The organism is Micromonospora sp. URMC 107 (assembly GCF_051386315.1).
Taxonomy (GTDB): Bacteria; Actinomycetota; Actinomycetes; order Mycobacteriales; family Micromonosporaceae; genus Micromonospora.
Genome location: NZ_JBPQTK010000064.1, coordinates 1 through 18,798, shown reverse-complemented (window position 1 = coordinate 18,798; position 18,798 = coordinate 1). Strand labels below are relative to the sequence as shown.

Here is an 18,798-nt window from a genome sequence, read left to right as displayed (position 1 = left end):
TGTTCGAGCGCACCCTGTGTCGTACGGCACTGGTAACTTGGAAGTTCACCTGTCAGCCAGCACGCACGAACGAGGAGAACGCCTGTGTCCACTGGAAACGAGGCGCCCGCCACCTGGCTGTCCCAGGACGCATTCGACCGGCTCCAGGCCGAGCTCGACGAGCTGATCGCCAACCGGCCGGTCATCGCCGCCGAGATCAACGCCCGGCGCGAGGAGGGCGACCTGCGGGAGAACGGTGGCTACCACGCCGCCCGCGAGGAGCAGGGCAAGGCCGAGGGGCGCATCCTCTACCTCAAGGAGCTGCTCCGCACCGCCAAGGTGGGCGGGGCACAGGCCGCCGACGCGGTGTCGCCCGGCATGGTCGTGACGATCTACTTCGACGACGACAAGGACGACACCGAGACCTTCCTGCTCGGCTCCCGGGAGATCGCCTCGACCACCGAGCTGACGGTCTACAGCCCGGAGTCGGCGCTGGGCAAGGCGATCCTGGGCGGTCGGGCCGGCCAGACCTGCACCTACACCGCTCCCAGCGGGGCCGACATCAAGGTGACCGTGGTCAGCTTCGAGCCGTTCACCGGCTGAGCCTCCGCCGCCCGCCCGGGGTGGACCGGTCGGGCGCACCGCCGCCCCGGGGTGACCCGGACGGCGCGGCCGCCCGGGCACCCACCCGGCGCGACGACGACGAGCGACCCGGCGAGGCGTGGCACCGTTCGGTGTCACGCCTCGCCGGCGAAGACCACCTGGTGGCGTTCCCGGTGTCACGCCTCGCCGGCGAAGACCACCTGGTAGCCGCTGGCCCGCAACGCGCTGATCAGCGTGTCGGAGTGCTCGACCCCCCGGGTCTCCACCGACAGGGCCACCTCCACCTCGCCCAGGCGCAGGTGCGGATTGGCCCGCTGGTGCTCCACGTCCACCACGTTCGCCCGGTGCTCGGCGATCTCGCCGAGCAGCGACGCGAGCTGACCCGGGCGGTCCGAGCAGCGCACGGTGACCCGCAGGTAGCGCCCGGCGGCGGCGAGGCCGTGCTCGATCACCCGGAGCATCAGCAGCGGGTCGATGTTGCCGCCCGAGAGCACCGCCACCACCGGCGCCTCCACCTGGACGACGCCCGCCAGCAGCGCGGCCACGCCCACCGCGCCGGCCGGCTCGACCACCTGCTTGCCCCGCTCGAGCAGCATCAGCAGCGCGCGGGAGATGTCCTCCTCGGAGACCGTGACGATCTCGTCCACCAGCTTGCGCACGTGGGTGAAGGTGAGCTCCCCCGGCCGGCCGACGGCGATGCCGTCCGCGATGGTGCCGAACGCCGGCAGGCGCACCGGCTCGCCGGCCGCCAGGGAGGGCGGGAAGGCGGCGGCGCCGGCCGCCTGCACCCCGATGATGCGTACGTCGGGCCGCAGCGCCTTGGCCGCCACCGCCATGCCGGAGACCAGGCCGCCGCCGCCGACCCCGGTGATGATCGTCCTGACCTCGGGGCACTGTTCGAGGATCTCCAGGGCCACCGTGCCCTGCCCGGCGATGACGTCCCGGTGGTCGAACGGGTGGATCAGCGTCGCCCCGGTCCGCTCGGCGTACGTCTGCGCCGCGACCAGGGACTCGTCGACGGTGTTGCCGACCAGCTCGACCTGCGCGCCGTACCCCTTGGTGGCGGCCACCTTCGGCAGGGGCGCGTTCACCGGCATGAAGACCGTGGCGTGCGTGCCGACGAGGCCGGCGGCGAGCGCCACCCCCTGGGCGTGGTTGCCGGCGCTCGCCGCGACCACGCCGTCGGCCCGCTCCGCCTCCGACAGCCGGGAGATCCGCACGTACGCGCCACGCACCTTGTACGAGCCGGCGCGTTGCAGGTTCTCGCACTTGAGCCACGTCGGCCCGCCCAGCGCCGCGCTGAGCGGCCGGGAGGGCTCCAGCGGGGTGGTGCGGACGACGCCGGCGAGCAGTTCCCGCGCGGCCCGTACGTCGTCGAGACCGACCAGTTCCGTCATGCCCTGATCGTGCCACCCGCCACCCGCGCCGGCGCGCGCACGCCACCTGTCAGACGGCGGCCGGGATGCGGGGGTAGCCGGGGGCGTGGCGGGACCAGGGGGCCTGCATCTCGAACTGGCCGGCGATGCCGAGCAGCAGCAGCTCGCTGCCGGGCGGCCCGACCAACTGCACGCCGACCGGCAGCCCGTCCGGGCGACGGCCGACCGGCACCACCAGGGCGGGCAGGCCGGCGATGTTCCAGGGCGCGGCGAACGGGGCGTACCGGATGTTGGCCAGCATGTTGGCCCGCCAGGACCGGCCAGCCCAGCCGGTGGCCTCCGGCGGCACGGTCGCCAGCGCCGGCGTGAGCAGCAGGTCGACCGAGTGGTCGGCGAAGAAGCCGATCGAGCGCTCACGCCACGCGGCCCGGTCCGCCTCGCGGACGTACCCGCGCCGCTGCGCCCACTCGCCGAGGGCGACGTGCCGGCGGCTGCGCCGCTGGAGGCCGCGCCGGTCCAGCCCGGCGGCGCGGACGTCGGCGGCCGCCGCGGCCAACCAGGTGGCGATGCCCTGCAGGCCCACCGCCGTCGGGTAGACCGGATCGGCCGGCACGGTGTCGTGGCCCGCGGCCGCGAGCAGCCGACCGGCGGCGGCGACCGCGTCCCGGTTGGGCGCGTCGGCGTGCACGCCCCGCACCGGCGAGCGGAGCGAGACGCCCACCCGCAGCCGCTGCGGCGGCACCAGCTTGTCCGGGCGGCGGCCGGCCAGCACCGAGAAGCCGACGGCCGCGTCCGCGACCGTGCTGGTCAGCATGCCGTGCTCCGTGAGCCCGAACCAGTCGTCCGCCCCGAGCTGGCAGGGGACCACGCCCCGGCCCGGCTTGAGCCCGACCAGGCCGCAGCAGGCCGCCGGGATGCGGATCGAGCCGAGGCCGTCGTTGGCGTGGGCGATCGGCACCAGACCGGCGGCGACGGCGGCGGCCGCGCCGCCGGACGAGCCACCGGGGGTACGCCGGGTGTCCCAGGGGTTGCGGGTCACGGCCGTCTCGTCGTCGGTGCTGCCCCACAGGCCGAGCTCCGGCATCCGGGTCACCCCGAGGATCACCGCGCCGGCCCCGCGCAGCCGACGGACCACCTCGTGGTCGGCCTCGGCCACCCCGCTGCGCACCGCGGCCGACCCGTTCCAGGTGGGCAGGCCGGCGACGGCGGTGTTCTCCTTGACCGCCACCGGCACCCCCGCCAACGGCAGGTTGGCCAGGTCCTCCTGCTCGTCTACCTTCTCCGCCTCGGTGATCGCCTCCCCGCCGCGTACCGTGCGGAACGCGGCGAGGTCGGCGTCGACCCGGGCGATGTGGTCCAGGTGGTCCGCGACGACCTGGGTGGCCGTGACGTCGCCCCGGCGTACGCCTCTGGCGATCTGCTTGGCGGTCGCCCCCACCCAGGTCGGCATGATGTCCTGCACGGCCACCCTCCCTGCCAGCGGTCAGCCCAGCGCCTGCTCCAGATCGGCGAGCAGGTCGTCGACCGTCTCGATGCCGACAGACAGTCGCACGAGATCGCCGGGAACTTCAAGCGGCGAGCCGGCAGCACTTGCGTGTGTCATCCGGCCCGGGTGCTCGATCAGGGATTCCACGCCGCCGAGCGACTCGGCGAGGATGAAAAGTTCGGTCCGGTTGCAGATCTCGACGGCGTGCTCCTCGCCGCCGGCGGCCCGGAACGAGATCATGCCGCCGAACCGGCGCATCTGCTTCGCGGCCACCTCGTGGCCCGGGTGCGCGGGCAGCCCCGGGTAGATGACCTGACCGACCTTGGCGTGCCCGTCCAGGTACGCCGCGATCCGCTCGGCGTTGTCGCAGTGCCGGTCCATGCGTACGCCCAGGGTCTTGATGCCGCGCAGGGTGAGCCACGCGTCGAAGGGGCCGTTGATCGCGCCCATCGCGTTCTGGTGGTAGCGCAGTTCCTCGCCGAGTCCCGCGTCGGCCGCGACCAGCGCGCCGCCGACCACGTCGGAGTGGCCGCCGATGTACTTGGTGGTGGAGTGCACCACCACGTCCGCGCCGTGCGCGATCGGCTGTTGCAGGTACGGCGAGGCGAACGTGTTGTCGACGACCAGCAGCGCGCCCGCGTCGTGCGCGACGCCGGCCAGCGCGGCGATGTCGGCGATCCCGAGCAGCGGGTTGGTGGGCGTCTCCACCCAGACGATCTTCGTGCTGCCGGGGCGGATCGCGGCCCGGACCGCGTCGGGGTCGGAGACCTTCGCCGGGGTGAAGTCCAGGCCCCAGCGCTCGGCCACCCGGGCGAAGAGCCGGTACGTGCCGCCGTACGCGTCGTCGGGGATCACCACGTGGTCGCCCGGCTTGCAGACGGTACGCAGCAGGGTGTCCTCGGCGGCCAGGCCGCTGGCGAAGGCGAGCCCGACCGGGCCGCCCTCCAGCGCGGCGAGGCACTCCTGGAGGGCGTCGCGGGTGGGGTTGCCGGAGCGGCTGTACTCGTAGCCCAACCGGGGCGCGCCGACGGCGTCCTGGGCGTAGGTGCTGGTCTGGTAGATCGGAGGGATCACCGCGCCGGTGCGGGCCTCTGGGTCCTGGCCGGCGTGGATGGCGAGCGTGTCGAAGCCGTGACTCATCCCGTGAGGCTAATGCCCCGTCCCGAGGGCTGGAACGGAACGGTGGTGCCGTACCCGGGCGCGGCAGGCCGGTGCGGTGGTCGGGCCGGGTGGCCCGCCCCCCCGTCGTGGGGTCCGGGCATAGCCTGGACGGGTGAGCGGGTGCGTGTTCTGCGGGATCGTGGCGGGCGAGGTCCCCGCCTTCCGGGTCGTCGACGAGCCCGACGGGGTGGCGTTCCTCGACACCCGGCCGGTCTTCAAGGGGCACGTGCTGGTGGTGCCCCGCACCCACCTGGTCAGCCTCGCCGACCTGCCCGCCGAGGCGCTGGCCGGCTACTTCGGCCTGGTGCGGCGGCTGGCGGTGGCGGTGGAGGCCGGCACGGGGGCCGGCGGGACGTTCGTGGCGATGAACAACAAGGTGTCCCAGTCCGTCCCGCACCTGCACACCCACGTGGTGCCGCGGACGAAGGGCGACGGCCTGCGCGGCTTCTTCTGGCCCCGCACCCGCTACGCCGACGACGCCGAGGGCGAGGCATACGCCGCCCGCATCACCGCGGCCCTCTGACGGGCCGCGGGGGCACCCCACGGCCCCGCTGGCCCCAGCGGCCCGGCGGCACGGCGGCCCGGCGGTCGACGCACTCCCAGGGGCACGGCCGAACCCTGCCCGCGTCGCCTCCTGAAGCCCCCCGTCACCGAGTGTGACAATCGCGCTCCCCTACGATCTGTGACGGCCGCGCGCGGCGGCCACGGTGCCACCTTTCCGCCTTTGCTCTGCATCCGTATCCGCACCACCGCGCCGACCTGCGGCGACACGATGCGGGGAGGCGGCCGCAGCGAGGCCTGCCGCCACTGACGGTAACCGGTGCGCATCAGGATGCAGAGCAAAGCGCGCGAAGGGGGTCCGGCCTGCCGACAGTCGCCATCACTCAAAGTAGTGGTACCGCAACCCGCGCGACGCCCCGCGTGGCGCCTCGCGCCGGTTTCGGCGGCGGTCCGCCTGAGTGTGGGTGGAGCGGGTAAGGAAGGTGAGTCCGGCGGTGTTGCACGCTGGGAGAGGTACGAGAGGAGTCCCACCGTGTTCCTGCGCCGTATGAAGGCCGAGCTGCCCACCACCGACCAGGCCCTGCCGGGTCGCCTGATCGCGATGCCGATCGCGGACCGGCACGAGGTGCTGGGCACCCCGCTCAAGGGTCCCTTCCCGGAGGGCTCGCAGGTGGCCGTGTTCGGCATGGGCTGTTTCTGGGGCGCCGAGCGGCTGTTCTGGACCCTGCCGGGCGTGATCACCACGTCCGCCGGCTACGCGGGCGGCATCACGCCGAACCCGACGTACGAGGAGGTGTGCTCGGGCATGACGGGGCACGCCGAGGTGGTCCAGGTGGTCTACGACCCCACCACGATCAGCTACGAGGACCTGCTGAAGGTCTTCTGGGAGAACCACGACCCGACCCAGGGCATGCGCCAGGGCAACGACGTGGGCACCCAGTACCGGTCGACGATCTACGTGACCACGGACGAGCAGCTCGCCACCGCGCAGGCGTCGCGGGACGCGTTCGCGCCGATCGTGGCGCGGGCCGGCAAGGGCGAGATCACCACCGAGATCGAGCGGCTCGGCGACTACTACTTCGCCGAGGACCACCACCAGCAGTACCTGGCGCCCACGAAGAACCCGAACGGGTACTGCAACCACGGCCCGAACGGGCTGAGCTGCCCGGTGGGCGTCGCCCGCACCTCGGGCTGAGCCCGGCGGCACACCACGGAGGCCGGCGTGGCGTCAGCCGCGCCGGCCTTCCCACCACCGGAACCGAGCGGCCTCCGCACCACCGGAATCGAGCGGCCTCCGCGCTACCGGAACTGAGCGGTCGATCACATTTGACCCGGCGCCGAACCGCCCCGGTCGTCACTCCCGACGCGGTCCGCCACCAGGGACGACACCTGCCGTGACGAAATCGCGCAGTGTAGCAAATCTTCAAGAAACTGTTATCAGCCCAACGGGCAATCCTCGCCGCCCTCTGGCAGCATTGCCTGGCATGTGCGGACTTGCGGGAGAGTTCCGCCGTGACGGCTCGCGCGCCGACGTGGCGGCGGTGGAGCGCATGGCGGCCACGATGAGCGACCGGGGGCCCGACGACAGCGGGGTCTGGGCCCAGGGCCCGACGGCTCTCGGGCACCGGCGGCTGAAGATCATCGACCTCTCCGCCGCGAGCGGGCAGCCGCTGGTTGACCCCGGCGCGGGACTGACCGGCGTCTTCAACGGGTGCATCTACAACTACCGCGAGTTGCGCGAGGAACTCCAGGCCAAGGGCCATCGGTTCTTCTCCTCGGGCGACAGCGAGGTCGTGCTCAAGGCGTACGCCGAGTGGGGGCTCGACTTCGTCGACCACCTGATCGGCATGTTCGCCGTGGCGATCAGCGAGCGGGACACCGGCCGGCTGGTGCTGGCCCGGGACCGGCTCGGCATCAAGCCGCTCTACCTGGCCGAGACGCCCGGCGCGGTGCGCTTCGCCAGCACCCTGCCCGCGCTGCTGGCCGGGGGCGGCGTCGACACCGGCATCGACCCGGTGGCGCTCGCGCACTACCTGAGCTTCCACAGCATCGTGCCGCCGCCGCGCACCATCCTGCGCGGGGTCACCAAGCTGCCCCCGGCGACCGTACGGGTCTACGAGGCGGACGGCCGCACCTCCGAGCGGGTCTACTGGGACCCGGCCTTCACCCGCTCCGCCGAGCGGGCCGGCTGGTCGGAGAAGGACTGGCAGGACGCCCTGCTGGAGTCGCTGACCACCGCCGTACGACGGCGGATGGTCGCCGACGTGCCGGTGGGCGTACTCCTCTCCGGCGGTCTGGACTCGAGCCTGGTGGTCGCCCTGCTCGCCGGCGAGGGCCAGCGCGGGCTCTCCACCTTCTCCATCGGCTTCGACGCGGTCGGCGGCCGGGAGGGCGACGAGTTCCGCTACTCCGACCTCGTCGCGAAGACGTTCGACACCGACCACCACCAGATCCGGGTGGCCGCCGCCGACCTGGTGCCGCCGCTGGAGGCGGCCGTCGCCGCGATGTCCGAGCCGATGGTCAGCCATGACTGCGTGGCGTTCTACCTGCTCAGCGAGGTGGTGTCGCAGCACGTCAAGGTGGTCCAGTCCGGCCAGGGCGCGGACGAGATCCTCGGCGGCTACCACTGGTACCCGCCGCTCGCGCGGGTCGGCCGGGACCAGGCGCTCGACACGTACGCCCGGGCCTTCTTCGACCGGGACGCGGCCGGGCTGGCCCGGGTGCTGAACCCGGCCTGGCTGACCGACGGCGACCCGGCGCGGGAGTTCGTGGCCGCGCACCTGGGCCGGGCCGGCGCCGAGACCGCGGTCGACGCCGGCCTGCGGATCGACACCCAGGTCATGCTGACCGACGACCCGGTCAAGCGGGTGGACAACATGACCATGGCGCACGGGCTGGAGGCCCGCGTGCCGTTCCTCGACCACGAGTTCGTCGAACTCGCCGCGAGCTGCCCCCCGGAGCTCAAGCTGGCGCAGGGCGGCAAGGGCGTGCTCAAGGAGATTGGCCGGCGGGTGCTGCCGCACGAGGTCATCGACCGCCCGAAGGGCTACTTCCCGGTCCCGGGCCTCACCCACCTGGAGGGCAAGCTCCTCGACCGGGTACGCGACGCGCTCTCCGCGCCCGAGGCCCGCCGCCGCGACCTGTTCCGCGCCGACTACGTCGACGCCCTGCTCGCCGACCCGAACGCCGAACTGACCCCGTTGAACGGAAACAAGCTGTGGCAACTCGGACTCCTGGAAATGTGGCTCCAGAGCCACGGAATCGACTGACCGTGACCGACACCCTGGCGACCGGCGCGGCCCGGTCCGACCGGTTGCGCAACGGCCGGCGACGGGAGCGGGTGGGCCCTGGCGGCGACCCGATGGCACCGGGACCGGCGGAGCCGCCGACCCGCGAGGGCGACACCGACGTGGTGCTGGACTGCGGCTGGGGGCGGCTCGTCTTCGGGCAGACCTTCGCCGACCAGGCCGCCGTCGCCGCCGTGCTGCGTTCCGAGGCGGCCGGCTCCCGGGACATCTGCATCTACCTGCGCGACCCGCACGTGCTGGTGTCCCGGCTGCCCGACGAGCTGTTCATCGATCCCTCGCTGACCTACCGGCTGCCGCTCGGCGGCGACCGGTTGACCGGGGACGACGAGGTCCCGGGGCTGACCATCCGACCGCTGGCCGACGCCGCCGACGCGGACGCGGTGAACCGGATCTACGCCCGCAACGGCATGGTCACCGCCGGAGTCGACGTGCTCGTGGCCAACGCCCGCACCGAGCGCTTCCTGCACCTCGTGGCCGAGGACGCCACCGGCGAGATCGTCGGCACCATCACCGGCGTGGACCACGTCGCCGTCTTCGACGATCCGGAGAACGGCGCCAGCCTGTGGTGCCTCACCGTCGACTTCAACACCGCGCCGCCGGGCACCGGCCAGGCGCTGATCACCGCGCTGGCCACCCGGCTGGTCGAGCGGGGTCGGGCGTACGTGGACCTCTCCGTGCTCGCCGAGAACGCCGGGGCGATCCGGCTCTACGAGCGGCTCGGCTTCTACCGGACGTCGACGCTCTGCGTGAAGCGGAAGAACCCGATCAACGAGCGGCTCTTCCTCCCCGCCACGCCCGACGGGTACGACCAGCTCAACCCGTACGCGAAGATCGTCGCCGACGAGGCGATGCGGCGCGGCATCCGGGTGGAGGTCACCGATCCGGCCTGGGGTGAGCTGCGGCTGAGCAACGGCGGGCGGACCGTCCTCACCCGCGAGTCGCTGTCGGAGCTGACGTCGGCGGTGGCGATGAGCCGCTGCGACGACAAGCGGGTCACCCGCCGGATCCTCACCGAGGCGGGGCTGTCGGTGCCGCGTGGCCGGACCGCCACCGGCGACGGCGGCGACGCCGCCTTCCTCGCCGAGGTCGGCCGGGTGGTGGTCAAGCCGGCGCGGGGCGAGCAGGGCAACGGCATCACGGTGGGCGTACGGAGCCCCGAGGCGCTGACCGCCGCCGTCGAGCTGGCCGCCCGGTTCTGCCCGGACGTGCTGATCGAGGAGATGCGGGCCGGCGAGGACCTGCGCGTCATCGTCATCGACCACGAGGTGGTGGCCGCGGCGATCCGGCGGCCCGCCTCGATCACGGGCGACGGGGTGCACGACATCGCCGAGCTGATCGAGCGGCAGAGCCGGCGCCGGGCCGCCGCCACGGCTGGTGAGTCCCGGATCCCGCTCGACGACATGACCCGCGACGTGCTCGCCGAAGCCGGCCACGAGCTGCACGACGTGCTGCCCGAGGGGCAGGTGCTGGCCGTACGCCGGACCGCGAACCTGCACACCGGCGGCACCATCCACGACGTCACCGCCGCGCTGCATCCGGCGATCGCCGAGGCGTGCGTGGCGGCCAGCCGTGCGCTGGACATCCCGGTCACCGGGCTGGACCTGCTGGTCGGCGCCCCGGACCGGCCGGAGCACGTCTTCATCGAGGCCAACGAGCGGCCCGGCCTGGCCAACCACGAGCCGCAGCCGACCGCCGAGCGCTTCGTGGACCTGCTCTTCCCCGGCACCCGGGCGCCGCAGCGGCTCTGGACCCCGGCCGGCCCGGGAGGTGCCGCGTGAGCCCGAGGCCCCTGGAGATCGACCTGGACTACCTGCGCCAGGTGCTGCTGGAGCTGCTGGAGATCCCGAGCCCGTCGGGGCGTACGGACCACGTGCAGCAGTACGTCGGCGAGCGGCTCTCCGCGCTCGGCATTCCCTCCACGCTGACCCGGCGCGGCGCGCTCAGCGCCTGCCTGCCCGGCCCCCGGTCCACCGGGGCGGACCGGGCGATCGTGGTGCACACCGACACCATCGGCGGCATGGTCAAGCGGTTGAAGGAGAACGGTCGGCTGGAGCTGAAGACGATCGGCACGCACAGCGCCCGGTTCGCCGAGGGCGCGCACGTGCGGATCTTCACCGACGACCTGGAGCGGGTGATCACCGGCCAGGTGCTGCCGCTCAAGGCCAGCGGCCACCGCTACAACGACGACGTGGACCTGCAGGGCGTCGGCTGGCAGCACGTCGAGGTCCGGGTCGACGAGCCGGTCTCCGACGTCGCCGGGCTGCGCGCCCTCGGCATCGACGCGGGCGACTTCGTGGCCTTCCTGCCGAACCCGACGATCACCCCGAGCGGGTACGTCAAGTCCCGGCACCTGGACGACAAGGCCGGCGTGGCCGCGGTCCTCACCGCGCTCAAGGCGATGGTCGACGCCGGCGTACGCCCGGCGGTCACCGCGCACCTGCTGGTCACCGTGACCGAGGAGATCGGGCACGGGGCGTCCCACGGCCTCGACCCGGACGTGGCGGAGATCGTCTCGGTGGACGCGGCGGTGGTCGCCCCCGGCCAGCAGTCCCGCGAGGACGCGGCAACGCTGGCCATGGGCGACGGGGTGGGCCCCTTCGACTACCACCTGACCCGCAACCTGGCCTCGATCGCCGCCGAGCACGGGGTGGACCTGGTCCGCGACGTCTTCGAGTTCTACCGCTCGGACGTGGCGGCGGCCGTGGAGGCCGGCGCGCACGCCCGGGTGGCGCTGCTCGGCTTCGGCGTGGACGCCACCCACGGGCACGAGCGCACCCACCTGGAGGGCCTGCGCCAGCTCACCCAGTTGCTCTGCCTCTACCTCCAGAGCGACCTGGTCTTCCCCGAGTGGGACGCCGAGCCGGAGGGCGACCTGGCCGACTTCCCGTCGCTGGCGGTGCAGCCGGCCAGCGAGGAGGGCCCCCGCGAGGGCCCGATCGGCATCGCCGAGAACTCCTGAACTTCGGCCCGCTATTCCCGGGCGCCGTGTGATCGAAATCCGTTGCCCGGGGCGCGAGGGCTGGATAGCGTGGCGGTACACGGGAAAGGAGGTGGTCCAGACTTGTATAGCAATCGGACTCGTGAGGTGGCTGTCCGCTAGCCGCTGTCCTCGACAGTAAACCCGTCCGCCGCGAGGCGGGCACAGCACCATCGTCGAGACCGTGTGGCAGCGGTGCGGCGAAACCACGACAGCCACCCGACCCCCGGGGTGCCGGCCCAGTCCAGCCGGCCCGCGCGCGAGCGCGGAAGCCCCGGGGGTCGACCCTTTCCGCGGGCCGGGTGGTCGACGCAGCCGGAGGTCGCCGTGTCGATGCGCGAGCTGGTGGTGCTCGGGACGGCCAGCCAGGCCCCGACCCGCCAGCGCAACCACAACGGGTACGTGCTGCGCTGGGACGACGAGGTGATCCTCTTCGACCCGGGCGAGGGTAGCCAGCGGCAGCTCCTGCACACCACGGTCACCGCCACGGACCTGACCCGGATCTGCGTCACCCACTTCCACGGCGACCACTGCCTCGGCCTGCCCGGCACCATCCAGCGGCTCTCCCTCGACCGGGTGCCGCACGCGGTGGCGGTGCATTTCCCGGCGGGCGGCGCGGAGTACTTCGCCCGCCTGCGGCACGCCTCCAGCTTCCACGAGACCGCCGAGCTGCGCGTCGAGCCCGTCGAGGCCGACGGGCAGCGGATCGCGCTGGGCGTCGGCACGCTGGAGGCCCGCCGGCTGCGGCACCCCGTCGAGACGTACGGCTACCGGCTCGTCGAGCCGGACGGCTGCCGCATGCTGCCGGAGAAGCTGGCCGCGTACGGCATCGCCGGGCCGGCGGTCGGGGAGCTGATCCGCGTCGGCCACCTCGACCTGGACGGGCGCCGCGTCACCCGCGAGGAGGTGAGCGTGCCCCGGCCCGGGCAGCGCTTCGCCTTCGTCATGGACACCGGTCTCTGCGACGGGGTGTACGCCCTCGCCGAGCACGCCGACCTGCTGGTCATCGAGTCGACGTTCCTCGACTCGGAGGCCGCGCTGGCCGCCGAGGTCGGCCACCTCACGGCGGGCCAGGCCGCGCGGGTGGCGGCCGAGTCGGGCGTACGCCGGCTCGTGCTCACCCACTTCTCCCAGCGGTACGCCGACCCGGCTCGCTTCGCCGACGAGGCCCGCGCGCACTTCGGCGGTGACCTGGTGATCGCCGAGGACCTGACGACCGTGCAGGTCCCGCCCCGGCGGGTAGCCTCGGCCGGGTGACGGTCACCCTGCGCCCCGCCACCGTCGACGACCTGACGGCGGTGGGCGCGCTGCACCAGCGGTCCCGGGTCGCCGCCTACTCGGCCTTCCTGCCGGCGCACGCGCTGGCCGACCCGACGCCCGAGGCGATGGGCGCCTACTGGACCGAGCGGTGGACGTGGGAGCGCGACGAGCACCGGATGACCGTGGTCGAGCGCGACGGCCGGCTGGTCGGGTTCAGCTACCTCGGCCCCGACGACGAGGGCGACCCGGCGACCGGCCTGCTCAACGCGATCCACCTCGACCCGGCCGAGCGCGGCCGGGGGACCGGCCGACGGCTGATGGTCGACGCACTGGACGCCATGCGGGCCCGTGGCTGGTCCCGTGCGGTGCTCTGGGTGCTGCGGGACAACGCGCACGCCCGCCGCTTCTACGAGCGCGGCGGCTGGACCTTCACCGGCACCGAACGCGACGAACACATCGGCCCGGCGGTCGTGCCCCAGCTCCGCTACGCCCGACGGCTCTGACCGCCGCCGCGCCTGCCGCCCGGCGCGGGTACGGCGAGGGCCCTCCCCCGGTCGGGGAAGGGCCCTCGCGCGGACGTCGTGCGGGTCAGCGCGCGCCGAGGTGCGCCAGCAGGTCCTGCCGGGTGAGGACACCCTTCGGCTTGCCGTCGACCAGCACCAGGGCGGCGTCGGACTTCTCCAGCAGGCCGACCGCCTCGCTCACCGGCTGCCCGCCGCCGATCATCGGCAGCGGCGCGGCCATGTGCCGCTCGATGGTGTCGTGCAGGTGCGCCTGGCCGGTGAAGAGCGCGTCGAGCAGGTCCTTCTCGGCGATCGAGCCGGCCACCTCGCCGGTGACCACCGGCGGCTCGGCCTTGAGCACCGGCAGCTGCGAGACGCCGTACTCGCGCATGTAGTCGATCGCGTCGCGGACCGTTTCGGTCGGGTGCACGTGCACCAGCTCGGGCAGGCCGCCCGGCTTGCCGGCGAGCGCGTCGGCGACCGTCGGCTCCGTGCCCGAGTTGTCCAGGAAGCCGTACCGGGCCATCCAGGTGTCGTTGAAGATCTTGGACAGGTAGCCCTTGCCGCTGTCCGGCAGCAGCACCACGACCACGTCGTCCGGGCCGGCCTTGCGAGCCACCTCCAGGGCGGCCACCACGGCCATCCCGCAGGAGCCGCCGACCAGCAGCCCCTCCTCGCGCGCCAGCCGCCGGGTCATCTCGAAGGACGCCTTGTCGGAAACCTCGATGATCTCGTCGGCGACGCCCCGGTCGTACGTCTCCGGCCAGAAGTCCTCGCCGACGCCCTCGACCAGGTAGGGACGGCCGGTGCCGCCGGAGTAGACGGAGCCCTCCGGGTCGGCGCCGACGACCTTGACCCGGCCCTCCGAGGCCTCCTTCAGGTAGCGCCCGATGCCGGAGATGGTGCCGCCGGTGCCGACGCCCGCCACGAAGTGGGTGATCTCGCCCCCGGTCTGTTCCCACAGCTCGGGGCCGGTGGTCTCGTAGTGCGAGCGCGGGTTGGCCGGGTTGCTGTACTGGTTGGGCTTCCAGGCGCCGGGGATCTCCCGGGCCAGCCGGTCGGAGACGTTGTAGTAGGAACGCGGGTCCTCCGGGGCCACGGCGGTCGGGCAGACCACCACCTCCGCGCCGTACGCGCGCAGCACGTCCTGCTTGTCCTGGCTGACCTTGTCGGGGCAGACGAAGACGCACTTGTAGCCCCGCAGCTGCGCCACCAGGGCCAGGCCGACGCCGGTGTTGCCGCTGGTGGGCTCGACGATCGTGCCGCCCGGCTGGAGCAGGCCCGCCTTCTCCGCGTCCTCCACCATCCGCAGGGCGATCCGGTCCTTCACCGAACCGCCCGGGTTGAGGTACTCCACCTTCGCCAGCACGGTGGCCTGGATCCCGGCCGTGACGTTGCGCAGCCGTACCAGCGGGGTGTTGCCGATCAGCTCGACGACGTTGTCGTAGTACCGCACCTCGTTGTGCCCTTCTCCTCCGGCGCCGCCGGCGGCGGCCGGGCAGACGTGTTCTCGACGCCCCAGGGTACGTGGGTTCAGGACGCCACGTGCCCGGGGATCACCGAGCTGCGCCGGGCCTCCCACTCCAGGAACCGCTCGGTCTCCGCCAGCACGCTGCCGGCCAGCCAGGTCACCATGACCGCGTCGTCGGCCAGCCCGAAGATCGCCAGCGGGATCTCCGGAAGCAGGTCGACCGGCGAGACGATGTACGCCGTCGCCGCGGTCATCAGGGCCAGCCGCAGGCCGCCGTCGTACTCCCCCCGGGCGGTCGCCCGGATCATCCGGGGCAGCGCGCCCAGCCGCGCCCCGAGCGTCGGCCCGCCCCGCGACCCGGCCGCGAGCGCCCGGGCCAGCGCGCTGAACGCCGCGCTGCGCTTCAATGTCTTCCCCATGTTCGGCCCCTCTCCACGTGCCAGGGTGACGTGCCGGCGCAACCGTCCCCCGGTCACCCGTACAGGTACCCAGGACCGTCGCCTTCCAGGCACCCGCGAGCCGATACGACGACAGCGGCGTGTCGTGCCGGCGCGATAATGTCGCTGTATGGGGGTCGCTGATTCCGTCGTCCCGGTCGGTCCGCGCTGGCAGCGCGCCCGGCAGCTCGCCCGCCTCGCGGCGATCGGCACGGGCGCCACCGCCGCGGCCGCGGTGGCGACCGGCGGGGTGCTCCTCGGGCAGGCCCGGCAGGCCCGCCGCACGATCCCGATGGCCGAGGCGCCGCCGCCGCGCTGCGACGGCGTCTACGGCGCGAAGCTGCCCGGCCCGCCGGTCACCGTCGTCGTGCTCGGCGACTCGTCGGCCGCCGGCTACGGCGTGCACCGCCGCCGGGAGACGCCCGGCGCCCTGCTCGCCACCGGCCTGTCCCGCCGCCTGCAACGCCCGGTCCGGTTGCACCGCTTCGCCGTGGTCGGCGCCATCTCGGCCGTGCTGCGGCACCAGGTGGAGGCGGCGCTGGATCACCGCCCCGACGTCGCGGTGATCCTGATCGGCGGCAACGACGTGACCAACCGCACGCCGCCCGCCCTGGCGGTGCGCTACCTGGTCGAGGCGGTCCGCACGCTGCGCGCCGCCGACTGCGAGGTGGTCGTCGGCACCTGCCCCGACCTGGGCGCGATCCAGCCCATCCAGCCGCCGCTGCGCTGGCTGGCGCGCCGCTGGAGCCGGCAGCTCGCCGCCGCCCAGACGGTGGCCGTGGTCGAGGCCGGCGGCTGGACGGTCTCCCTCGGCGACCTGCTCGGGCCCCGCTTCGCGGCCGAACCGACCCGGATGTTCGCGTGGGACCGGTTCCACCCTTCGGCGGAGGGCTACGCGGTGGCCGCGGCCGCGCTGCTGCCGACCGTGCTGTCCGCGCTCGGCGCGGGGCAGGACCGGCGGCCGACCCTCATCCGGGGCGAGGGCGTACGGTCGCTGCCGCAGGCCGCCCAGGAGGCGGCCCGCCACGCGGGCACCGAGGTCAGCGGCACCCGGGTCCGGGGGCGCGAGCGCGGCCCCGCCGGCCGGTGGGCGCAGCTGCGCCGACGGGCCTTCTTCGGTGTCGGCGCGATGCCGCAGCCAGGCCCCGCCGCCGACTCACCCACACTGGAGGGACTGGCATGAGCGAGCGCTTCATCCCCTCGGGGCTCGCCAACCGACTGGGCCGGGCGGCGACGCTCGGCCTCCTCGCCGGCACGGTCGGCGGCGCCGCCGTCCTCGCCGGTCAGGCCGTCGCCGCCCGCAACCGCCGGTACGCCCAACCGGAGCTCGCGCTCGCGCTGCGCGCCACGGTCGGGCGCGCCGACGCGCCGCCGCTGCGACTGGTGCTGCTCGGCGACTCGTCCGCCCTCGGCGTCGGGGTCGGCCGCCTCGACGAGACCATCGGCGGGCAGCTGGCCAACCTGCTCGCCGAGGGCCCGACCGGCCGCCGGGTGCACCTGTCCAGCGTCGGCGTCTCCGGCTCGCGCTCGACCGACCTGGCCACCCAGGTGGCCCGGGCGCTGCTCGGCGAGCGTCCCGACGTGGCGGTGATCCTGATCGGGGCCAACGACGCCACCTCCCTGCGTCGCCCGGTGGAGGCCGCCGCGTACCTCGGGGCGGCCGTGCACCGGCTCCGGGAGTCCCGCGTGGAGGTCGTGGTCGGCACCTGCCCCGACCTGGGCGCCGTACGCGCGATCGCGCCGCCGCTGCGGCACGTGGTCGGCTGGTCGGGGCGGCGGATGGCCCGCGCCCAGACGGCGGCGGTGCTCGACGCGGGCGGCACGGTGGTCGACCTGGCCACCGAGACCGGCCCGGTGTTCCGGGCCGACGCCGGGACGCTGTGCCACGACGGCTACCACCCCTCCGCCGACGGTTACCGGGTCTGGGCGCACGCCCTGCTGCCGGCCGTCGCCGCCGCCGCGGCGGTCGCCACCCGGCACTGACCCGCCGGCCGTCCCGTCCGGGGCCGGCGAGCGGTTCGTCGGGGACCGGCGCGGGCGTGACATTTCCCGGCCGGCGGCGGCTTCCGCCCGAAGTTACCGGCGGGTTAACGTTGGTTCATGCCGACTGAGTCGTCCCGCGACGCCGTCATCGTCGCCACCGCCCGCTCCCCCATCGGCCGGGCGCACAAGGGGTCCCTGCGCGACGTCCGCCCGGACGACCTCGCCGCGACCATCGTGCGGGCCGCTCTGGACAAGGTCCCCCAGCTCGACCCGACCGAGATCGACGACCTCTACCTGGGGTGCGGTCTGCCCGGCGGCGAGCAGGGCTTCAACATGGCCCGGGTGGTCGCCACCCTGATGGGCCTGGACACCCTGCCCGGCGCGACGCTCACCCGCTACTGCGCGTCCTCGCTGCAGACCACCCGGATGGCCATGCACGCGATCCGGGCCGGCGAGGGCGACGTCTTCATCTCCGCCGGCGTGGAGACCGTCTCCCGGTACGCGCGCGGCAACTCCGACGGGCTGCCGAAGGAGGCGCAGGCGCTGGTCGGCGGCGGCTGGGAGAACCCGCGCTTCGCCACGGCGGCCGAGCGTTCCAGGGCCCGCGCCCAGGGCGGGGCCCCGGTCTGGACCGACCCGCGCGAGGCCGGGGAACTGCCGGACATCTACCTGACCATGGGGCAGACCGCCGAGAACCTGGCCCAGGTGTACGACGTGAGCCGCGCCGACATGGACGAGTTCGGCGTACGCAGCCAGAACCTCGCCGAGAAGGCGATCGCCGACGGCTTCTGGGCCCGGGAGATCACCCCGGTCACCACGCCGGACGGCACGGTGGTCGGCACCGACGACGGCCCGCGCGCCGGGGTCACCCTGGAGGGCGTCTCCGGACTGAAGCCCGTGTTCCGTCCGGACGGCCGCATCACCGCCGGCAACTGCTGCCCGCTCAACGACGGCGCCGCCGCCGTGGTGATCATGAGCGCCCAGCGGGCGAGTGACCTCGGGATCACGCCGCTGGCGCGGATCGTCTCCACCGGCGTCACCGCCCTCTCCCCGGAGATCATGGGCCTCGGCCCGGTGGAGGCCACCCGGCAGGCGCTCAAGCGGGCCGGGATGACCATCGACGACGTCGACCTCGTGGAGATCAACGAGGCGTTCGCCGCGCAGGTGATCCCCTCGTACCGGCAGCTCGACATCCCGCTGGAGAAGCTGAACGTCTCCGGTGGCGCGATCGCCGTCGGGCACCCGTTCGGCATGACCGGCGCCCGGATCACCGGCACCCTGCTCAACGCCCTGGACTGGCACGACAAGACGATCGGCCTGGAGACCATGTGCGTGGGCGGCGGCCAGGGCATGGCCATGGTGGTCGAGCGCCTGAGCTAGAGCGTGTCGCGGGTCGCCGTCACCTCGGTGGCGGCCCGCGCCAGCACCTCGGGCGGCGGGGCGGCGGCGACCAGGTCGGCGGCCACCACTCTGAGCTGGTCGGGCAGCGCCAGGTCGTTGTCGAGCCGGGGCACCGCCCGCCGTTGACCGCCCTCGGCGTCGGCCGCCAGGTTCGCGATCTCCTGCACCAGCCGGTGCACCAGATCGGCCCGGGACACGTTGCCACCGGCGGCCACCGCCGCCCAGCGAGGCTGCTCCCAGTGCCCGACCTGACGCACCAACAGCTCCACCGCCCGCTCCAACACCCCACTGCCCACCGCACGAGTCTACGAACCCACCCCACCCCTCGCCCTACCTCCCGCCCGCCCTACCC

General features: G+C 73.9%; 16 protein-coding genes and 1 pseudogene. 11 read left to right on the top strand and 6 right to left on the bottom strand.

Features of this window, described 5'->3' with window-relative positions; all coding sequences use genetic code 11:
• The first annotated feature begins 84 nt into the window (after window positions 1–84).
• Window positions 85–582: a transcription elongation factor GreA gene (greA, locus tag ACSNN9_RS16400; RefSeq protein ID WP_436674093.1), complete on the top strand. Its 498-nt coding sequence runs from the start codon at window positions 85–87 to the stop codon at window positions 580–582.
• 176 nt (window positions 583–758) lie between these two features.
• On the opposite strand, the gene ilvA is transcribed toward greA, so the two are convergent.
• The 3 genes from ilvA to ACSNN9_RS16385 are packed head-to-tail and all read right to left on the bottom strand — an operon-like array spanning window position 759 to window position 4,584.
• On the bottom strand, window positions 759–1,979 hold the full coding sequence (gene ilvA, locus ACSNN9_RS16395; RefSeq protein ID WP_436674092.1) for a threonine ammonia-lyase: 1,221 nt from the start codon (window positions 1,977–1,979) through the stop codon (window positions 759–761).
• A 49-nt stretch (window positions 1,980–2,028) separates the two neighbouring features.
• The gene (locus tag ACSNN9_RS16390; protein ID WP_436674090.1) at window positions 2,029–3,426 is read right to left on the bottom strand and encodes an amidase; all 1,398 of its coding nucleotides are present in this window, start codon (window positions 3,424–3,426) and stop codon (window positions 2,029–2,031) included.
• 15 nt (window positions 3,427–3,441) lie between these two features.
• A complete protein-coding gene (locus ACSNN9_RS16385; protein ID WP_436674089.1) occupies window positions 3,442–4,584 on the bottom strand; it encodes a cystathionine gamma-synthase in 1,143 nt (380 codons plus the stop codon).
• 133 nt (window positions 4,585–4,717) lie between these two features.
• Here ACSNN9_RS16385 and ACSNN9_RS16380 point away from each other — a divergent pair, with 133 nt between their 5' ends.
• The 7 genes from ACSNN9_RS16380 (at window position 4,718) to ACSNN9_RS16350 (ending at window position 13,154) form a co-directional block, all read left to right on the top strand.
• Window positions 4,718–5,128, top strand: coding sequence for an HIT family protein (locus tag ACSNN9_RS16380; protein WP_436674088.1), 411 nt, complete (start codon window positions 4,718–4,720; stop codon window positions 5,126–5,128).
• 510 nt (window positions 5,129–5,638) lie between these two features.
• A complete protein-coding gene (gene msrA, locus ACSNN9_RS16375; RefSeq protein WP_357867920.1) occupies window positions 5,639–6,301 on the top strand; it encodes a peptide-methionine (S)-S-oxide reductase MsrA in 663 nt (220 codons plus the stop codon).
• Between the two features lie 289 nt (window positions 6,302–6,590).
• On the top strand, window positions 6,591–8,375 hold the full coding sequence (locus ACSNN9_RS16370) for an N-acetylglutaminylglutamine amidotransferase (RefSeq protein ID WP_436674086.1): 1,785 nt from the start codon (window positions 6,591–6,593) through the stop codon (window positions 8,373–8,375).
• Window positions 8,376–8,377: 2 nt separating this feature from the next.
• Complete coding sequence (gene ngg / locus ACSNN9_RS16365; protein WP_436674085.1) at window positions 8,378–10,192, top strand: N-acetylglutaminylglutamine synthetase; 1,815 nt, start codon at window positions 8,378–8,380, stop codon at window positions 10,190–10,192.
• Window positions 10,189–11,373: an osmoprotectant NAGGN system M42 family peptidase gene (locus ACSNN9_RS16360; protein ID WP_436674083.1), complete on the top strand. Its 1,185-nt coding sequence runs from the start codon at window positions 10,189–10,191 to the stop codon at window positions 11,371–11,373. The genes ngg and ACSNN9_RS16360 overlap by 4 nt, the downstream gene beginning before the upstream one ends.
• Before the next feature lie 345 nt (window positions 11,374–11,718).
• Window positions 11,719–12,648, top strand: coding sequence for a ribonuclease Z (locus tag ACSNN9_RS16355; RefSeq protein ID WP_436674082.1), 930 nt, complete (start codon window positions 11,719–11,721; stop codon window positions 12,646–12,648).
• Window positions 12,645–13,154, top strand: coding sequence for an N-acetyltransferase family protein (locus ACSNN9_RS16350; RefSeq protein ID WP_436674081.1), 510 nt, complete (start codon window positions 12,645–12,647; stop codon window positions 13,152–13,154). The genes ACSNN9_RS16355 and ACSNN9_RS16350 overlap by 4 nt, the downstream gene beginning before the upstream one ends.
• An 85-nt stretch (window positions 13,155–13,239) precedes the next feature.
• On the opposite strand, the gene ACSNN9_RS16345 is transcribed toward ACSNN9_RS16350, so the two are convergent.
• Window positions 13,240–14,610, bottom strand: coding sequence for a cystathionine beta-synthase (locus ACSNN9_RS16345; RefSeq protein WP_436674079.1), 1,371 nt, complete (start codon window positions 14,608–14,610; stop codon window positions 13,240–13,242).
• Window positions 14,611–14,687: 77 nt separating this feature from the next.
• Entirely contained in the window at window positions 14,688–15,044 is a 357-nt protein-coding gene (locus ACSNN9_RS16340) for a YkvA family protein (protein ID WP_357867939.1), read from the bottom strand.
• Window positions 15,045–15,192: 148 nt separating this feature from the next.
• Here ACSNN9_RS16340 and ACSNN9_RS16335 point away from each other — a divergent pair.
• The 3 genes and pseudogenes from ACSNN9_RS16335 to ACSNN9_RS16325 form a co-directional block, all read left to right on the top strand.
• A pseudogene (locus tag ACSNN9_RS16335) lies at window positions 15,193–16,253 on the top strand (SGNH/GDSL hydrolase family protein); the annotation flags it as partial.
• Window positions 16,242–17,045 (top strand): SGNH/GDSL hydrolase family protein, encoded by an 804-nt coding sequence (locus ACSNN9_RS16330; RefSeq protein WP_436674099.1) that lies wholly within the window; start codon window positions 16,242–16,244, stop codon window positions 17,043–17,045. The pseudogene ACSNN9_RS16335 and the gene ACSNN9_RS16330, both read left to right, overlap by 12 nt.
• Before the next feature lie 117 nt (window positions 17,046–17,162).
• Window positions 17,163–18,425: an acetyl-CoA C-acetyltransferase gene (locus tag ACSNN9_RS16325; protein WP_436674077.1), complete on the top strand. Its 1,263-nt coding sequence runs from the start codon at window positions 17,163–17,165 to the stop codon at window positions 18,423–18,425.
• Here the strand turns inward: ACSNN9_RS16325 and ACSNN9_RS16320 are convergent.
• Complete coding sequence (locus ACSNN9_RS16320; protein ID WP_436674076.1) at window positions 18,422–18,742, bottom strand: hypothetical protein; 321 nt, start codon at window positions 18,740–18,742, stop codon at window positions 18,422–18,424. The two genes, ACSNN9_RS16325 and ACSNN9_RS16320, sit on opposite strands and share 4 nt — an antisense overlap.
• Window positions 18,743–18,798: the final 56 nt, after the last annotated feature.

What these genes read in the sequence shown, in the direction of transcription:
- ACSNN9_RS16325 (WP_436674077.1), top strand. Translation starts at nt 17,163, where the DNA reads ATGCCGACTGAGTCGTCCCGCGACGCCGTCATCGTCGCCACCGCCCGC.
- ACSNN9_RS16340 (WP_357867939.1), bottom strand. Translation starts at nt 15,044, where the DNA reads ATGGGGAAGACATTGAAGCGCAGCGCGGCGTTCAGCGCGCTGGCCCGG.
- ACSNN9_RS16385 (WP_436674089.1), bottom strand. Translation starts at nt 4,584, where the DNA reads ATGAGTCACGGCTTCGACACGCTCGCCATCCACGCCGGCCAGGACCCA.
- ACSNN9_RS16330 (WP_436674099.1), top strand. Translation starts at nt 16,242, where the DNA reads ATGAGCGAGCGCTTCATCCCCTCGGGGCTCGCCAACCGACTGGGCCGG.
- ACSNN9_RS16370 (WP_436674086.1), top strand. Translation starts at nt 6,591, where the DNA reads ATGTGCGGACTTGCGGGAGAGTTCCGCCGTGACGGCTCGCGCGCCGAC.
- ilvA (WP_436674092.1), bottom strand. Translation starts at nt 1,979, where the DNA reads ATGACGGAACTGGTCGGTCTCGACGACGTACGGGCCGCGCGGGAACTG.